At 37.2% G+C, this 17259-nt stretch carries 12 protein-coding genes; 7 read left to right on the top strand and 5 right to left on the bottom strand.

The window, feature by feature from the left end; all coding sequences use genetic code 11:
• Positions 1–3: 3 nt before the first annotated feature.
• Positions 4–1110, bottom strand: a complete 1107-nt coding sequence (glgD, locus tag SAY88_RS08735; RefSeq protein WP_332631056.1) for a glucose-1-phosphate adenylyltransferase subunit GlgD — start codon at positions 1108–1110, stop codon at positions 4–6.
• Between the two features lie 24 nt (positions 1111–1134).
• Positions 1135–2289: a glucose-1-phosphate adenylyltransferase gene (locus SAY88_RS08740; RefSeq protein ID WP_332631058.1), complete on the bottom strand. Its 1155-nt coding sequence runs from the start codon at positions 2287–2289 to the stop codon at positions 1135–1137.
• 356 nt (positions 2290–2645) lie between these two features.
• On the opposite strand from SAY88_RS08740, the gene SAY88_RS08745 reads away from it, so the two are divergent.
• From SAY88_RS08745 to SAY88_RS08775, 7 genes are all read left to right on the top strand, one after another.
• The gene (locus SAY88_RS08745; protein WP_332631060.1) at positions 2646–4190 is read left to right on the top strand and encodes a bifunctional GNAT family N-acetyltransferase/carbon-nitrogen hydrolase family protein; all 1545 of its coding nucleotides are present in this window, start codon (positions 2646–2648) and stop codon (positions 4188–4190) included.
• Positions 4191–4255: 65 nt separating this feature from the next.
• Entirely contained in the window at positions 4256–4780 is a 525-nt protein-coding gene (locus tag SAY88_RS08750; protein ID WP_332631062.1) for a FixH family protein, read from the top strand.
• 184 nt (positions 4781–4964) lie between these two features.
• Positions 4965–6701 carry a phospho-sugar mutase gene (locus SAY88_RS08755; protein ID WP_332631064.1) on the top strand — a complete coding sequence of 579 codons (1737 nt, stop codon included), beginning with the start codon at positions 4965–4967 and terminating at the stop codon, positions 6699–6701.
• Positions 6702–6826: 125 nt separating this feature from the next.
• Positions 6827–8239, top strand: a complete 1413-nt coding sequence (locus SAY88_RS08760) for a SpoVR family protein (protein WP_332631066.1) — start codon at positions 6827–6829, stop codon at positions 8237–8239.
• A gap of 522 nt (positions 8240–8761) precedes the next feature.
• The gene (locus SAY88_RS08765) at positions 8762–10510 is read left to right on the top strand and encodes an ABC transporter ATP-binding protein (RefSeq protein ID WP_332631068.1); all 1749 of its coding nucleotides are present in this window, start codon (positions 8762–8764) and stop codon (positions 10508–10510) included.
• 9 nt (positions 10511–10519) lie between these two features.
• A complete protein-coding gene (locus SAY88_RS08770) occupies positions 10520–12331 on the top strand; it encodes an ABC transporter ATP-binding protein (protein ID WP_332631070.1) in 1812 nt (603 codons plus the stop codon).
• A gap of 337 nt (positions 12332–12668) precedes the next feature.
• Entirely contained in the window at positions 12669–13874 is a 1206-nt protein-coding gene (locus tag SAY88_RS08775; RefSeq protein ID WP_332631073.1) for an aminotransferase-like domain-containing protein, read from the top strand.
• A gap of 126 nt (positions 13875–14000) precedes the next feature.
• On the opposite strand, the gene SAY88_RS08780 is transcribed toward SAY88_RS08775, so the two are convergent.
• The 3 genes from SAY88_RS08780 to SAY88_RS08790 all read right to left on the bottom strand — a co-directional run bounded on the left by SAY88_RS08780 (position 14001) and on the right by SAY88_RS08790 (position 17075).
• On the bottom strand, positions 14001–15377 hold the full coding sequence (locus SAY88_RS08780; protein WP_332631076.1) for a sodium-dependent transporter: 1377 nt from the start codon (positions 15375–15377) through the stop codon (positions 14001–14003).
• Positions 15378–15630: 253 nt separating this feature from the next.
• Positions 15631–16506, bottom strand: a complete 876-nt coding sequence (gene htpX / locus SAY88_RS08785; RefSeq protein ID WP_332631249.1) for a zinc metalloprotease HtpX — start codon at positions 16504–16506, stop codon at positions 15631–15633.
• Positions 16507–16523: 17 nt separating this feature from the next.
• Positions 16524–17075: a LemA family protein gene (locus SAY88_RS08790; RefSeq protein WP_332631079.1), complete on the bottom strand. Its 552-nt coding sequence runs from the start codon at positions 17073–17075 to the stop codon at positions 16524–16526.
• Positions 17076–17259: the final 184 nt, after the last annotated feature.

Here is a 17259-nt window from a genome sequence, read left to right on the forward strand (position 1 = left end):
GGATTACAATACTTTTCTCTTAGCAACGATGTATGGGTTCTCTGGTGCACCAATAAAAGTGCGGTCAGGTGAAATAATGATGTCTTTATCAAGTACGACATTCTGTAACAAGGTTCCTGCTTGTATTTCACAACGTTGCATAATAATTGAATTTCGGACGACAGCGTCTTTATGTATGTGAACGCCGCGGAATAAGATGCTATTCTCAACTGTACCTTCAATCACACAACCATTTGCTATTAATGAACCCTTAGCAATAGCGCTTTTGGCATACTTAGTTGGTGGTTCATCTTTAGGTTTCGTGTAAATAGGCTTTCTATTTAAAAACAATTGAGCATAAACGTCTATGTCTAATAAAGACATACTGTGTTTATAGTAGCTTTCAATTGAATTAATGACGGATAAGTATCCGTTGTATTCATAAGAAAGCACAGTAAGACGATTTAAATTGGCAATAATACCATCAAGTAGTAAATTTTCTTTCTTTCTAGCAATACAGAAGTCTACTAGCTCTAACAATAGAGACTTTTTAATAATATACATATCCATAAATAAATTAGAATTGTGTGCATCCGTCGTAATGTTTAATACGTTTCCAAGCTCATCTAACTCTAATTTCTTTTCGGTTAAGTGCTCACTTTGTAAATGGGTAACAGGTTGATAGATTGTGGTTACATCTGCACCAGTATTAAGGTGTTGTTGAAATACTTTCCTATAGTCAATATTGCATATGTGGTGACTTCCAGTAATAAGAACATATTCTCCTAATCCCCGGTTAAAGAAGTCTCTATTGTTGTGAAAATGCTGCAAGTCTCCTCTGGAAAAATCGGTAGGGTCATTCCAATCAGGAGGAAGAATAAATAATCCCCCTCGTTTTCGGTCTAAATCCCACGGCTTTCCTGTACCTAAGTGATCCATGAGTGAACGATATTTTTGCCTTGTGAAAACGGCAATATCTTGAATTTGAGAATTAACCATATTAGAAAGTACAAAATCAATCATACGATACCTACTACCGAATGGAACCGCAGCCCCGCACCGGAAATACGTAAGTTCTTTTAATAAATCTAATTCACCATCTAATTGAATGACACCGATAAGTTTTTCCATTCATTTCGTCCTCTCAAGTGTATTTTATCTAGGGATTGATGCGTAGTTTTGAATAGGGGTTTCTTTATCTATTACAATGATTTCATTAGCGGGTGATTCTATTTCCGTATAATCAGGAATCGATACTCCTTCGGCTAAGATCACTTTCTTTAACTTAACATTTTGACCGATTTTGACATTTGGCATGACCACACATTGGTCTAGTTGACTATGGCAGCCAACGCCAACTTGATGAAATAAAATAGATTTGGAAACCTCTCCGTAAATGACACATCCTTCATTAACTAGAGAGTCTGTGACATGAGCTTGAGGTGAAATAAATTGCGGTGATTGACATTCGTGAACGGAGTAGATGCGCCAGTTGTACTCATTAAGTTTTAGAGAGGGTTGAACATTTAATAAATCCATATTGGCTTCCCAAAAACTTTGAACGGTTCCGACATCTTTCCAGTACCCTGAGTACGGATAGGCAAAGAGCTTTCGATTATCTTTAAGCATGGCTGGGATTATGTCTTTTCCAAAGTCGTGACTAGACTCCATTGATTGTGCATCTATATTTAAATAGGATTTTAAAATTGACCAGTTGAAAATGTAAATTCCCATAGACGCCAAATTGCTTTTAGGGTTTGCAGGCTTTTCTTCAAACTCAATAATATCTCCATTATCAGTTGCGTTCATAATGCCGAAACGACTAGCTTCTTCCCATGGAACTTCTATAACAGAGATAGATGCATCAGCTCCACGCTCCTTATGGTATTCAAGCATTAGGCTGTAATCCATCTTGTAAATGTGGTCACCAGATAAAATTAAAACGTATTCAGGATTATACTGCTCAATGAAACAACGGTTTTGGTAGATGGCATCTGCCGTCCCTAAATACCATGATCCCCCTCGTTTTTCAACAAAAGGAGGAAGTGGAGTTAACCCTCCGTTGCGTCTATCTAAATCCCAAGGTGTTCCAATCCCAAGGTGATTATTTAGCGCGAGTGGCTCATACTGAGTTAGTACGCCAACGGTTTCAATACCTGAATTAATGCAATTACTTAATGGGAAATCAATAATTCGATATTTACCTCCGAAATAGACAGCAGGCTTGGCTAGTTTTTTTGTTAGATTTCCAAGCCGTTTCCCTTCACCGCCTGCTAGTAGCATTGCAACACATTCTTGACTTCGATTCATTTTTACCGCCCCAGTCTGAATTAATTTTAAAAGTAAAAACCATTTTGTGGGGATACTAGTTGGTTCAATAGAGGTATCCTAACGCTTGAGTGGCATGACCACAATGTTGTTTTCAGTGTATGCGAGTGGGAGCGCTTAACATTCCAATCAAATTTAAAAAAATTTTTTAATGACATTTGGTGAGCAATTTCACGAGAAAAAAGAAGAAATTAATAAGAAGATTAATACTAGGAAATTAATGAGGATGCTCTTGCTAGGTAAGCGAGAATTCATAATATATGAGTGAAATGCAAAAGAGTGTTCATCCTAAAGAAAAAAGGGTAAACTTCATGAATGGATAGAAAGGAGTGGATTCGATGTCTAAAAAAATAGATGTTTCTAAATTTGAGAAAAAGATGATTATTCGTAATATTATACCGGATGACTTTGATGATATTATTGAAATGTCAAAATTGTGCTTCCCAAATATGGAGCCTTGGGAGCGAGAACACTTACAAAGTCATGTTGATATTTTTCCGGAAGGTCAATTTTGTGTCGAGTATGACGGAGAAATTATTGGGTCTTGTTCTAGTCTTATTATTAATTTTGATGAATACGATGACCAACATACATGGGATGAGATAACGGATAATGGATATATAACAAACCATGATTATGAAGGGTATAATTTATATGGAATTGAGGTCATGGTTCACCCTGAATACAGAAGAATGAAGATTGGTCACAGATTATATGAAGCAAGGAAAGACTTAGCCAGGGAGTTAAACTTAAAAAGTATAATTATTGGTGGCCGTATTCCTAATTACTTTAAGCACGCTAAAGAAATGACGCCGCGGCAATATGTTGAAGAAGTAACGATGCATAACATTTATGACCCTGTTCTTACGTTTCAAGTAATGAATGGCTTTATTATGAAACGTATTAATCCAAATTATTTAGAGGACGACCGAGCGTCACTTCGGTATGCCACGTTAATGGAGTGGAATAATATTGACTATCGTCCTACAGTTCCAAAACGACAATTTAAAACATCGTTCCCTGTTCGAATCACAACGATTCAGTATGCAATGAAGAAAATTTCATCTTTTGAGGATTTTGCTATTCAATGTGAATACTATACGGATGTTGCAGCTAGCTATCATTCGGACTTTGCCGTATTTCCTGAAATTTTCACATTGCAACTGCTATCGTTCTTACCTGAGAAAAGTCCAAGTCTTGCGATAAGACGATTAACGGAGTTTACAGAGGATTATATTGAACTATTTACGATGCTTGCTGTTAAATACAACGTTAACATTATTGGTGGTTCACACTTTGTTGAAGAAGAAGGAAAAATTTATAATATTGCTTATTTATTTAGACGAGATGGGACAATTGAAAAGCAGTACAAACTTCATATTACTCCAAATGAGCGAAAATTTTGGGGGATATCTGGTGGAAACCATGTAAATGTATTTGATACTGACTGCGGAAAAATTGCGATTCAAATTTGTTATGATATTGAATTTCCCGAGTTAGCAAGGATCGCCGTTGATAAAGGAGCAAATATTATTTTCACGCCATTTTGTACAGATGATCGTCAAGGGTACCTTCGCGTTAGGTATTGTTCTCAAGCTAGAGCTATTGAAAATCAGGTGTACACGGTCTTATCTGGAACGGTTGGTAATTTAACAGATGTAGAAAACATGGATATTCAATATGCACAATCAGGGATTTTTAGTCCTTCTGATTTTACATTTGCCCGTGATGGAATTGTCGGTGAGTGCCAAGCGAACATAGAAACAGTCGTGGTAGGTGACGTTGATTTAGAGATACTTAGAAGAAATCGACGTGCTGGTAGTGTGAATCAATTACGTGATCGTAGGCACGACATTTATTCGATAAATTATAAACAATCGTAATTTTATGTTTACCTCCTCTCTAGTTTGGATAGGCTGAATGGTGACTCATAAGGGAGGTCAGCTTGATGAGACTAGAGAGGGAACCATTAGAGAAGAGACCAATGCTTATGCTAAGTCTGGTATGTATTTTAGTCCTTTCCTCTTATTTGCTTGCCACATTACCAAGCACGGAAAAGATTGAAACGAATTGGACGTTATCATTTGCAGGGGCTGATGATTTTTTTCAGACAGGACAAGCAACAGATTTTCATGTTTTTCTAGAGGATGAGTTTGGAAGTGCTATTGAAAATGCAACCGTTACTGCTGTATTCGATCGACCAGATACCGTTCATCATATAAAAAAAGTATTTAGTCGGGTAGAAGGTGGTCTTTACGAAACGGATATAGTGTTTTCTGTACCTGGAACGTGGATTGCAATGATTGAAGCAGAAAAAGGAGATCATATTTACAGAAATCAAATATTATTCACAGTTGATGGATCGATTGTTTCAGAAGCAAATCGAGACCCAAAAGATCATTTTCATCTAGAACAACCTCTTCCATCAGAGCTACAGCGAAGTTTAAATAATATTCCAGTATTTAATAAATAAGTAGAAAGAAGCGCATGTTCAAATGGCACAGAAAAAGGTGATGTTGACCTTTTTCTGTGCCTCTTTTTCATTTCATTTTTTTATCTTTTACTTTTATTTTTGGAATTTTAAAGGATAATTAGGTCCTGGGGTAGAATTGAAATGCTATAATATATGACATACTGCATGAATTAGGAGGAAGAAAATGACTTGGAAAGATCAATATGAAAAGTGGATCAATTTTTCAGCTTTAGAAGAAGAATGGAAAGAAGCGCTAATTGAGAAGAAAGATAACGAAGTAGAGCTTGAAGATTGCTTTTATAAAGATTTAGAGTTTGGAACTGGGGGTATGAGAGGTGAAATCGGTCCAGGACCAAATCGAATGAATACATATACGATTCGAAGAGCGGCTGAAGGTCTAGCACGCTTCATTGAAAAGGCAGGTACGGAAGCAAAAGAACGTGGAGTGGCAATTGCATTTGATTCTAGACATAAGTCTAGAGAGTTCGCTTTAGAATCGGCACTTACATTAGGAAAGCATGGCATTAAGTCGTATTTATTTCATGAGCTACGCCCAACACCTGAGCTTTCTTTTGCTGTGCGCCATTTAAATGCATACGCAGGAATTGTTATTACAGCCAGCCATAATCCACCTGAATACAATGGATTCAAAGTGTATGGTGAAGATGGTGGACAATTGCCACCAGGGCCTGCAGATGAGCTTGTCCGCTATGTAAATGAAATTGAAGATGAACTTCAAATTGAAGTTGCTGAAGAATTAGACCTTAAAGGAAGTCGTTTACTTCAAGTAATTTCAGATGATATTGATAGTGCTTATAATGAGAAGCTACAGTCAATTATTGTTCAAAAAGATATCATTGAACAATTTGGTGACAAGGTAAAGGTCGTTTTTACACCTCTACATGGAGCGGCTAATATTCCTGTTCGACGCGTCTTAGAGAGTAGTGGTTTTTCACAAGTAATAGTTGTTCCTGAGCAAGAACTGCCTGATCCTAATTTTTCAACAGTGAAATCCCCTAATCCAGAGGAGCACGCTGCTTTTGAATTAGCAATTGAGCACGGGAAGAAGCTTGATGCTGATGTGTTAATCGCAACTGATCCAGATGGTGATCGTGTAGGTGTAGCGGTTAAAAACCGTGAAGGTGATTATGTAGTTTTAACAGGAAACCAAACAGGTGCCTTAATGCTAGACTATATTTTGTCTCAAAAACAAGCACAACAAATCTTGCCTGCTAATGGCGTTGTGTTAAAAACGATTGTTACATCTGAAATTGGTAGAGCGGTTGCAGATGAATATAATTTGAAAACGGTTGACACGTTAACTGGCTTCAAATTTATTGGTGAGAAAATTAAACAATATGAACAATCAGGTGAACATAGTTTCTTGTTTGGATATGAAGAGAGCTATGGCTACTTAATTGGCGACTTTGTCAGAGACAAAGACGCTGTTCAAGCTTGCCTATTAGCTGCAGAGTTAGCTGCGTACTACAAATCACGTGATATGAACTTGTACGATGGGCTAATTGAAGTTTTTGAAAAATACGGTTATTACCAAGAAGGACTAGAATCATTAACTTTAAAAGGAAAAGCGGGAATTGAGCAGATTAATCAAATTCTCACTTCTTTCCGAGAAACTCCACCGAATGATCTAGATGGAAACAAGATTGTAACGATTGAAGACTATAAGTCAAGCAAATCTAAGAATGCATTAACAGGTGTTGAGAGTACTATCGAATTGCCACCATCTAATGTATTAAAATATATTTTAGAGGACGGATCTTGGTTCTGCATTCGTCCATCAGGAACTGAACCGAAGATTAAATTTTATTTTGGAGTCAATAAAGAAACTTTAGAAGAGAGCCAAAAATCGCTGGAACAGTTAAAACAAGCAGTCATGGGCCTAGTTCACGAGCTAATTTAATAGTAAAAAAGCTACCAATCTTGGTAGCTTTTTTACTGTTTTTAAAAGAAATAAGAGCAGTTGTACTCATGATTTGTATTTACTCATCATAAATTGAAAGAAAGCACGTTCAAGGAGGGATTCGAATGTCGTCGGAAAATTGGAAGCAACTTGAACACTCTATTGCTGAAATTACAGAAATTGCCGAGGGGTTTGGGCTCGATTTTTACGAGATGAGATATGAGATTTGTCCAGCTGAAATTATTTATACATTCGGTGCTTATGGGATGCCAACTAGGTATAGTCATTGGTCCTTTGGTAAGCAATTTCATAAAATGAAACTGCAATATGATTTGGGACTTAGCAAAATCTATGAACTTGTAATTAATTCTGATCCTTGTTATGCATTTTTATTAGACAGCAATTCTCTTATCCAAAATAAATTAATTGTTGCCCATGTTCTAGCTCATTGTGACTTCTTTAAGAATAATGTTAGGTTTTCAAATACTCGCCGAGACATGGTGGAAAGTATGAGTGCAACAGCCGAACGTATTGCTCACTATGAGCATGTACATGGTAAAGAAGAAGTGGAAAATTTCCTGGACGCAGTTTTAGCTATACAGGAACATATTGACCCAAGTATTTTACGTCCAAAGCTGAATTGGAGCATGGAGGACGAAGATGAGCTAGAACCGGCGAAGAAAACAACAGAGTATGATGACTTATGGGCTCTTGATGAAAAGAAGAAAACGGAAAAACCTAAGCCGAGAAAGAAACATTTCCCTCCAAATCCTGAGAAAGATATATTGTTATTTATCGAGGAGTATAGTAGAGAACTAGAACCATGGCAGCGTGATGTATTAACAATGATGCGAGAGGAAATGTTATATTTCTGGCCACAATTAGAAACAAAAATCATGAATGAAGGATGGGCGTCATATTGGCATCAACGTATCCTTCGAGAAATGGATTTAACTAGTGAAGAAACCATTGAGTTTGCTAAATTAAATGCGGGCGTTGTACAGCCATCGAAAACAACAATTAACCCATATTATTTAGGTTTGAAAATATTTGAAGATATTGAAGAAAGATATAACAATCCGACAAAAGATATGCAAGAACGTCAAGGTGTAACCCCAGGTAGTGGTCGAGAAAAGATGTTTGAAGTTCGAGAAATTGAGTCAGATATCTCCTTCATTAGAAACTATTTAACGAAGGACCTCGTTACACGAGAAGACATGTACCTGTTTCAAAAACAAGGTGCTGATTACAAAATAATTGATAAACAATGGGAACAAGTAAGAGATCAACTAGCTCAATCTCGAGTAAACGGAGGGTTTCCATATCTAGTCATTACAGACGGCGATTATTTAAAAAATGGAGAGCTTTATATTAAACACAATTATGAAGGAACAGAATTAGATGTTGGTTATTTAGAAAAAGTTCTCCCATATCTATTCCAACTATGGGGACGCCCTGTTCATATCGAAACAATTATAAACGAAAAAGAAATCTCCTTCGTCTACGACGGAAAAAAAGTCCATAGAAAATATCTGTAGAGTTAATGAAAAAAGGCGCCCTTTCCTTTTTTCATTAACTCAAAGCGATGAGCGAAACCGTCGTAATGTTTTAAGCTTAAAGGAGCGTGTTTCTCCTTTATGCGCACGGCGAGCATAGCCATCGCAAGGATGTTCGCACTATTAAAGTAAAAGGCGCCCTTTCCTTTTTTCATTAACTCGAAGCGATGAGCGAAACCGTCGAAATGTTTTAAGCTTAAAGGAGCGGGTTTCTCCTTTATGCGCACGACGAGAGAAGCCATCGCAAGGATGTTCGCACTATTAAAGTAAAAGGTCGCCCTTTCCTTATTTAAGTACTCAAATCCTTTTCTAATAATCCATTGGTAAGCTCCTTTCCCTGAGCTTACCTGTTTTATTTAACAATGAAAGGTTTTTGAAATTACAGAAAATTTAAATATAATATTGACGAATTCTTGACTACAGGAGTAGTATTAATGGTAGTCAATTTTTATTCGAGATGCTAAATATTAGATTGTAGAATGAATAATGAACGGGGGAGTGACTATGGAAACATTTAAACGGCTGAAACAATTTTATTGGCCTTACAAAAGTTATTTTATTTGGTCGTTGTTAGCGCTATTAATTGTTACTGGTATGACGGTTCTTTATCCAGTGATCTTACAGTTTACGATTGACCATGCTGTACGGGCAGAGAATTATGAATTAATCCCATATTTAGCCTTGGCTATTGTTGCGGTTATGGCGTTAAAAGGTGGAGCAGTTTATATTCATCAATACTTTGGTGATCTTTTTGGAATCACGACCGTTTACAAATTAAGAAATACTTTATATAGAAAGCTCCAGTATCTTCCTTTTCGTTACTATGACAATGCAAAAACGGGAGATTTAATGTCACGATTAACAGGAGACGTGGAGACATTTCGTTTTTTCCTATCTTTTGGTTGCGCACAAGTAGTAAATTTTGTCTTACTTGTTGGTTTTAGTATGACTGTGATGTTTTACTATTCCGTCCCTCTTACTCTTGTCACATTGGCGGTACTTCCTTTTTTAGCAATCACTGTAAGGAAATTTGATAAACGAGTCCATCCTGGATTTCGTGGTATTCGAAAATCTTTAGCACGTTTGAACACAAAAGTACAAGAGAATGTAAGTGGAATGCATACTGTAAAGGCATTGTCTCAAGAAGATCAAGAAATAAACCGTTTCGAAAAATCAAATGAAGATTATCGACAAAAACATCTTGATATTTCAAAAATATGGGGCAACTACTTTCCGTTAATGGAGCTTTTAGGAAATTTATCGGCTGTTTTTCTTTTGGCATTTGGTGGATATTTAACAATACAAGGTAGCTTGCAGCCTGGTGAACTTGTTGCCTTTTTTAGTTTGGTATGGTACATCATTGGTCCAATTATGAATCTAGGTTTCATTATTAATATGTTTTCGCAATCAAAAGCATCAGGCGAACGTTTGCTAGAAATTCTCGATGAAGAAGAAAGAAAAGATGAAGCATTGCCAATTGAGAACAGTAATGAATTTGTAGGTGAAGTTGTATTCAACGAAGTCTCCCTTACATATGGAGCAAAGTCTGCATCTGCACTTAAAGGAATCTCTTTTGAAGCGACTAAAGGGAAAACAATTGGTCTGGTCGGGGCAACAGGTTCAGGTAAATCAAGTATTATCCAACTTATAACAAGGTTTTATGAACGTTCATCTGGGGAGATTTTCATTGATGGTAAATCGATAGATCAGTTTACCCTAGGTGATCTAAGAGAACAAATTGGGGTTGTGTTACAAGAAACGTTTTTATTCTCGTCGACGATACGCGATAATCTTGCCTACGGAAGACCTGATATATCGATGGAGGAAATTATAGAAGCAGCAAAACGTGCCGATGCTCATGAGTTTATTTGTGCACTGCCAGATGGATATGAGACGGTCCTTGGAGAGCGGGGGCTTGGTTTATCGGGCGGACAAAAGCAGAGGATCGCAATTGCAAGAGCGATCATCATGGATCCGAAAATTTTGATCTTAGATGATGCCACAAGTGCTGTAGATATGCAAACGGAAGTGAAAATTCAAAAGGCCTTTCGTGAAGTGATGGAAGGACGTACGACCTTTATTATTGCTCACCGTATTTCATCTGTGAAACATGCCGATGAAATCCTTGTTCTTGAAGATGGGGAAATTTGTGAGCGTGGAACGCACAAAGAACTGCTAAATTCTGGTGGACTTTACCGTCGAATTTACGATATTCAAAACCAAGATCAAGAATATGTTCTACAACAGGCATAGGGGGAGACTATGGAACAAACGACAAAGCGATCGAGATTTCATTATACGACAGAACAAATCATTGAGAAACCATTCAATTGGTCACAGATGGTTCGCCTTTTTGGTTTTATGAAGCCCTATGCGTGGACGCTTTTACCGAAAACTATTTTTGCTATGTTAATTGTTACAGCCGTAAGAGTAGCTGTTCCTATTTTTATCGGAGTATTAGCAATTGATTATGCAATTATTCCAGGCGATTTAAACTTACTTTATACATTTGCTGTAATTGTACTTGGACTTTATCTTTTTTCTTGGGTTGCTAATGTATTTCGGATTAGATGGATGAATGAAATCGGACAGCATATGATATTTGATATTCGGACAGCACTATTTAATCATATACAGAGATTATCTCACCGCTTCTTCGATCAACGTTCAGGAGGGTCAATTCTAGTCCGAGTAATCAATGACGTAAATTCAATGCAAGATTTATTTACGAATGGTGTAGTCAACTTATTGATGGATATTGTCATGCTAGTAGGGATTATCATCATTTTGTTTACATTAAGCCCTGAGCTTGCGATATTAATTTTAATTGTCTTACCTATCATGTTTTTTATTTCCACGAAACTTAGAAGGAAAATACGAAGATCCTGGCAGACAGTTCGTGTAAGACAGTCCAAAATGAATTCACATCTAAATGAAAGTATTCAAGGGATCCGTGTTACACAAGCCTATGCACAGGAAAAAGAAAACATGGATTTCTTTGATGGTGTAAATACGGATAACTATGAAAGTTGGAAACACGCAACACGAATGAATGCAATCTTTCGTCCGTTTGTTGAAATGTCTAGTGCAGTAGGAGCTGTCGTATTAATTTGGTATGGAGCTTCTTTGATTGAATTAAATACAATCTCCATTGGGGTGTTTGTATCATTTGCTTTTTACTTAGGAATGTTCTGGGAACCAATTTCTAGATTAGGGCAAGTTTATAATCAATTACTCGTTGGTATGGCTTCATCAGAACGAATCTTTGAATTTCTTGATGAAAAGCCGTCCGTACCAGAAAAGAAAGACGCTATTTCTCTATCCAAAGTAAAGGGCAACATTGTTTTTGAGGATGTAGAATTTGCTTATGATGAATCAAGAAAGGCACTTCAAAATATTGATTTAACATTTGAAGCTGGTCAAACTATTGCGTTAGTCGGTCATACAGGTTCTGGAAAATCAACAATCGTGAACTTAATGAGTCGCTTTTATGATCCGACAAAGGGGCGAGTTCTCCTTGATGGAGTTGATTTACGTGATCTGCGTTTAGATGAGCTGCGTTCTAATGTAAGTTATGTGTTGCAAGATACATTTATCTTTGCAGGAACCATTATGGATAACATTCGCTTCGGGAGACCAGATGCTACAGATCAAGAAGTAATTGACGCTGCTAAAGCAATTGGTGCACATGAATTTATTGTTAAGTTAGAAGGTGGTTACAATACCGAAGTGGAAGAGAAAGGAAATGTCCTTTCGGTAGGAGAACGTCAATTGTTATCCTTTGCACGTGCTTTATTAGCAAATCCACGTATTCTCATTTTGGATGAAGCCACAGCAAGTATTGATACAGAGACAGAACTAAAGATTCAAGAGGGCTTAAAGCGTTTATTAGCGAATCGTACGGCAGTGATGATCGCGCATCGCTTGTCTACGATACGTGATGCAAACAAAATTATTGTGTTAGAGAAAGGAAAGGTGTTAGAAGAAGGAACCCATGATGAATTAATGCATAGTAGAGGAGCTTACTATAACCTTGTAAAATCGCAATATGCCGCAATGACGGATAAGGGATAGATGAAGTTTTGTGTGGACTTATAATGCCTGGCAACAGTTGAAACAGATTGTGGGTGATGCTCACGTATGTGCTTCAACTGATGCCCATTATGAGTCCTTTTTAAATTAATTTTAAGGGTATATTTTACGTTCTACTACTTTTTTCTTGTTTCTAAAGCGTCTAAATAGTATCCTTTATAAGGGCAAACAGGGAATGTGGAGAATATTCTTATAGGTGATGGAAAAAGTAATTTATAGGTTCTTTTTGTAAAGTGAGTTAGATTTATTGACAAATTAACAAATCGGAGTAATATAGATGTAATATTCTAAATTTTATAAATAAATAGAGGTGCTAGAAATGAAGTATGCCTTTGCAGATCGAGTTCGGTATTTACAATCTTCTGCGGTTAGAGATATTTTAAAAATTGTAGGGAAGGGGAATGTCATTTCATTCGCTGGAGGACTGCCTGATGATGATTTGTTTCCATTAGACGGCCTTGAAGATGCATTTTCAAGGGTTTTTCAAACAGGTAAAAAATCGTTACAGTATATGGAGACAGAAGGGTATCGTCCTTTACGAGAAGTCATATTAGAGCGGATGAGCAAAAAAGGGATAATGGGATTTACATCAGATGAAGTTCTCATTACCACAGGCTCACAACAAGCTATTGACTTATTTTCGCGAATTATGCTAAGTCCTGGAGATGTTATTTTAACGGAAGATCCAACGTATCTAGCTGCACTACAAGTATTTAAATCGTATGAAGCAAAAGTTGTAGCTGTTGACTCTGACGATAACGGGATGCTTCCAGATGATTTAGAGAGTAAAATAAAGAAACATAATCCAAAGTGTATTTATGTAGTACCAACTTTTTCAAACCCGGCTGGACGTGTTTGGTCACTTGAGAGACGCAAGCAGTTAATTAACCTTGTACATAAGTACAAAGTTGTCGTGTTTGAGGATGATCCATATGGTGAACTTCAATTTACGGAAGATGAAGTGTATCAGCCATTGGCTTCTTTAGATGATGGGACGCATGTTATGTATACTAGTACGTTTTCGAAGACAGCTGTACCTGCTTTACGCACTGGTTGGATTGTCGGACCATATCAAGTAATACGTATGATGGCTCAGGCAAAACAAGCAAATGATTTACATTCGAATTCATTGTCCCAACAAGCTCTATATCAATTATGTACACATTATGATCTAGATGCACATATAAAACATCTAATAAAAGTGTATAAAAGCCGGATGGAGGTTATGGTACAATGTCTTGAAGAAGCCAACTTGCCTGAAGTTCACTTTGTTAAGCCAAAAGGTGGAATGTTTCTCTGGTTAGAAGTTGAAAAGTCTCTAAATATGACTTCTCTATTAAATGATGCGGTTGACCGAGGGGTTGCATATGTACCTGGTGAACCGTTCTACGCAGGGCCCCCAAAGAAGAATACATTACGGTTGAACTTTACACATTCTACACCAGATAAAATTGAACAAGGCATGAAGTTATTTGTTCCATTATTACAAGAAGAAATGGAAAAAAGGCTAGTGAACGTCGAATAGAAAAAGAGACAGAGTCGGATTAGTAAAGCCAACTCTGTCTCTTTTTTCTTGCAATATGAAAAAAACGGACTCAGGGGCACTAAACAAGGAGACATTCCTCTTTTAGTATTGAGTCCGTTTTCTTTATTAAAATTCTCTAATTGAACTAATAAAGACAGCTAGAATGGCTACTGGTACAATGTAGCGTAGTAAAAATAGCCAAATATGTCCAATTCTTGTGTTGCCGAAATCGGAATCCCGTAATGCATCAGCTTTCTTCCAGCCCCAACCCATAAAGAGGGCAATAATTAATCCACCAAGAGGAAGGAAGACATTGGAAGCAATAAAGTCAATAGAGTCTAAAATGTCTCTACCGCCAATAATACTGATGTGTGACAAGATCCCTTGACTAAGAGAAGAAGGGATACCGAGTAAAAAGATTAATGAGCCTACTATAAGAGCTGCTTGCTTACGAGACCAAGCAAATTTTCTCATGAAATAGGCTACCGCTACTTCTAATAATGAGACAGCTGATGTTAATGCAGCAGCTGCAAGTAAGAAGAAGAATAATAGACCAAAAACTCCACCAAGAGCAAAGCTGTCAAAAACATCAGGCATAACAACAAAAACAAGTCCAGGACCTGAACCAGGCTCGATACCGAAAGCAAAAACAGCTGGGAAGATCATAATACCAGCAATAATAGCAAACGTTGTATCTAAACCAGCGACACTTACAGCTGCACCAGGAAGCTTCTCTTTGTTTGATAAATAACTTCCGTACGTTATTAATGCCCCCATCCCTAAACTAAGGGAGAAGAATGCTTGACCTAATGCCGCTAAATAAATGTTAGGGTTTGTTAAGGCAGACCAATCAGGAGAGAATAAAAAGGCTAAACCTTCTTGTGCGCCACCAAGAGTTAATCCATAAATAGAAAGTAGAATAAGTAAAATTCCAAGTAATGGCATTAATATTTTATTTGAACGTTCAATACCTTTTTTAACACCAACATAAACGATTCCAATTGTTAAAGCCATAAATAAGAATTGCCAGAAAAGTGGTTGCCCTGGACTAGAGATAAATCCTCCAAAGAACGCACCATAACCATCTGCAGGAGCAGTCCAAAGGTTTCCTGTTAAGTAATTAAAGAAATAATAAACAATCCATCCCGCGATAACGCCATAAAATGAAAGAATCATAAATGCAGCAGCAACACCCATAATACCAGCTGCTTTCCATGGTTCACCCGGTGCGAGTCGATCTCCACCAGGAGACAATTTTTCAAACGCACCAACAGCGTCACTTTGCGCTTTACGTCCAATTGTAAATTCAGACATAACAATTGGTAAGCCGATTAAAATGATCATTACAAGGTAAACCAAAATGAAGGCAGCACCACCATTTTCTCCAGCTACATAAGAAAACCTCCAAATATTACCTAATCCAACAGCTGAGCCCATAGCCGCTAAAATAAATCCTAGCCGTGATGCCCACTGCTCACGTCCTGGTTCTTGCTTTCGTGACACAACGTATTCCTCCTTTAAATTGTTAAAATGTTTTGTGAATATACTATATCACACTAAAGAAAAAATGAATAGTAAATTTTCTGACAACAATTTTTGGAAATTAAGCAAGCCAAGTGGATTGATTTTTAAGAATGGAAAGGAGGTGTCTCTCAAAGTCGTGAACAGCGCTGGTATGGCTTTGTTCGCTATTCGCCTTGAGAGGGGAACAACTTCTCTCAAGGCTTTTAAAGGACGTATCGAATCCGCAAAAAAATTACATGTTTGAAAGCCTGCGAATTCGTTCTTCGGGCTGTGGGTGCGTTGAAAAAAGCTGGGCTGCTCTTTTCTTTAGAGGGTCTGCAAAATATAATGGAGCTGACGTACTTGATGCCTCTTGTACGGGAGTTTCAACACTTGTTATTTTTCTTAAGGCTGATGCGAGCGCATAAGGATTTCTCGTTAGCTCGGCTGCACCTGCATCAGCTAAGAATTCTCGATTTCGTGAAATGGCGAAACGAATTAATGTAGATATAACTGGGGCAAGAATTAATAACAAAAGAGCAACAATCAGTAAAGCGGGATGTTGCTTTTGGTTACGACTTCTGCGAGTAAAAAACATCATTCGTGAACCAAGATCACTTAAAATAGCGACAGCTGATACGAGAGCAACGGCAATCGTAGCTAAGCGAATATCAAAATTACGAATGTGAGCAACTTCATGTGCTAAGACCCCTTCAATTTCTTCTCGGTTTAAACGATCCATGAGTCCAGTTGTGACAGCAACAGCACCACTTTTAGGGGAAGTGCCAGTAGCAAAAGCGTTCGGACTCTGATCTTGGATAATAAAAATCTTCGGCATGGGAATTCTTGCTGCCATAGCAAGATTCTCAACTGTATGCCATAAAAAAGGATCATCTTCTTTTGATTTTAACTCTTTTGCATGATTCATTCTCATCACGACATTTGTGCTTGATACTAACATCATGATTGTATACCCTCCGCCGATAAGGGCGGCGAGGAACATCCCACTATAATAATCACCAGAGGTTATATAGGTTAGCGAAGCTCCAACTGTTAAAACAAAAATAATAAACCCTGCTACAATAAACACCGTATTTCGTTTATTTCGCTCGATTTGTTTATAGAGAATCATTGCATTTCTCCATTCTAAAACTGTACTTTTACATTTTCACGTTGTTCAGTAGGAATTTCTAGCATATCGCGTCTTGAAAAATTATGAACCGAAGCAACTAAATTCGTTGGGATTGATTGAATCTTTGTATTGTACTCCATTACAGTTTTGTTGTAGAGCTGCCTTGCATAGGCGATTTTGTTTTCTGTTCCGGAAAGTTCCTCCTGAAGCATATTGAAATTGTTACTTGCTTTTAAATCTGGGTAGGCCTCTCGCAACGCAAAAAGTTGCCTAAGTGCACCAGATAACTCATTGTTAGCTTCAATTTGTTCTTGACGACTATTTCCAGGAGCAGTAATTTGATTCCTAAGCTCTACTACTTTAGCTAATGTTTCTTGTTCATGTTTAGCATAGCCTTTTACTGTTTCAACAAGGTTAGGAATTAAGTCAAATCTTCTTTTTAACTGAACATCAATTTGAGCCCAGGATTCCTCCACCCAATTACGGTATTTCACTAAACTGTTGTAACTAGAGACCCAAAATAACACTAAAACAATTATTAAGCCAAGTGCAATGAGAAAGCTCATTTCTTATCTCCTTTCAAATACATATTTATGTTTTACGCAGTGCATTGGATGATGGTTTCAATTTTTTTAGTATTTGCTAAGAGGTTATGTAATATTGTTTTTGGCCTGTGTTAATTCACAAATTACTATTCGAAAAAAATAGAGCTAGCGATTCTCATCAATTTTATTATGAATTTTTTTATTC

It is taken from the genome of Halalkalibacter flavus (assembly GCF_036663575.1).
GTDB classification, from domain to species: Bacteria; Bacillota; Bacilli; order Bacillales; family Bacillaceae_D; genus Halalkalibacter; species Halalkalibacter flavus.

Excerpts from the sequence above, each read along its gene's own strand:
- glgD (WP_332631056.1), bottom strand. The coding sequence starts at position 1,110 with ATGGAAAAACTTATCGGTGTCATTCAATTAGATGGTGAATTAGATTTA.
- SAY88_RS08740 (WP_332631058.1), bottom strand. The coding sequence starts at position 2,289 with ATGAATCGAAGTCAAGAATGTGTTGCAATGCTACTAGCAGGCGGTGAA.
- SAY88_RS08745 (WP_332631060.1), top strand. The coding sequence starts at position 2,646 with ATGTCTAAAAAAATAGATGTTTCTAAATTTGAGAAAAAGATGATTATT.
- SAY88_RS08750 (WP_332631062.1), top strand. The coding sequence starts at position 4,256 with ATGAGACTAGAGAGGGAACCATTAGAGAAGAGACCAATGCTTATGCTA.
- SAY88_RS08755 (WP_332631064.1), top strand. The coding sequence starts at position 4,965 with ATGACTTGGAAAGATCAATATGAAAAGTGGATCAATTTTTCAGCTTTA.
- SAY88_RS08760 (WP_332631066.1), top strand. The coding sequence starts at position 6,827 with ATGTCGTCGGAAAATTGGAAGCAACTTGAACACTCTATTGCTGAAATT.
- SAY88_RS08765 (WP_332631068.1), top strand. The coding sequence starts at position 8,762 with ATGGAAACATTTAAACGGCTGAAACAATTTTATTGGCCTTACAAAAGT.
- SAY88_RS08770 (WP_332631070.1), top strand. The coding sequence starts at position 10,520 with ATGGAACAAACGACAAAGCGATCGAGATTTCATTATACGACAGAACAA.
- SAY88_RS08775 (WP_332631073.1), top strand. The coding sequence starts at position 12,669 with ATGAAGTATGCCTTTGCAGATCGAGTTCGGTATTTACAATCTTCTGCG.
- SAY88_RS08790 (WP_332631079.1), bottom strand. The coding sequence starts at position 17,075 with ATGAGCTTTCTCATTGCACTTGGCTTAATAATTGTTTTAGTGTTATTT.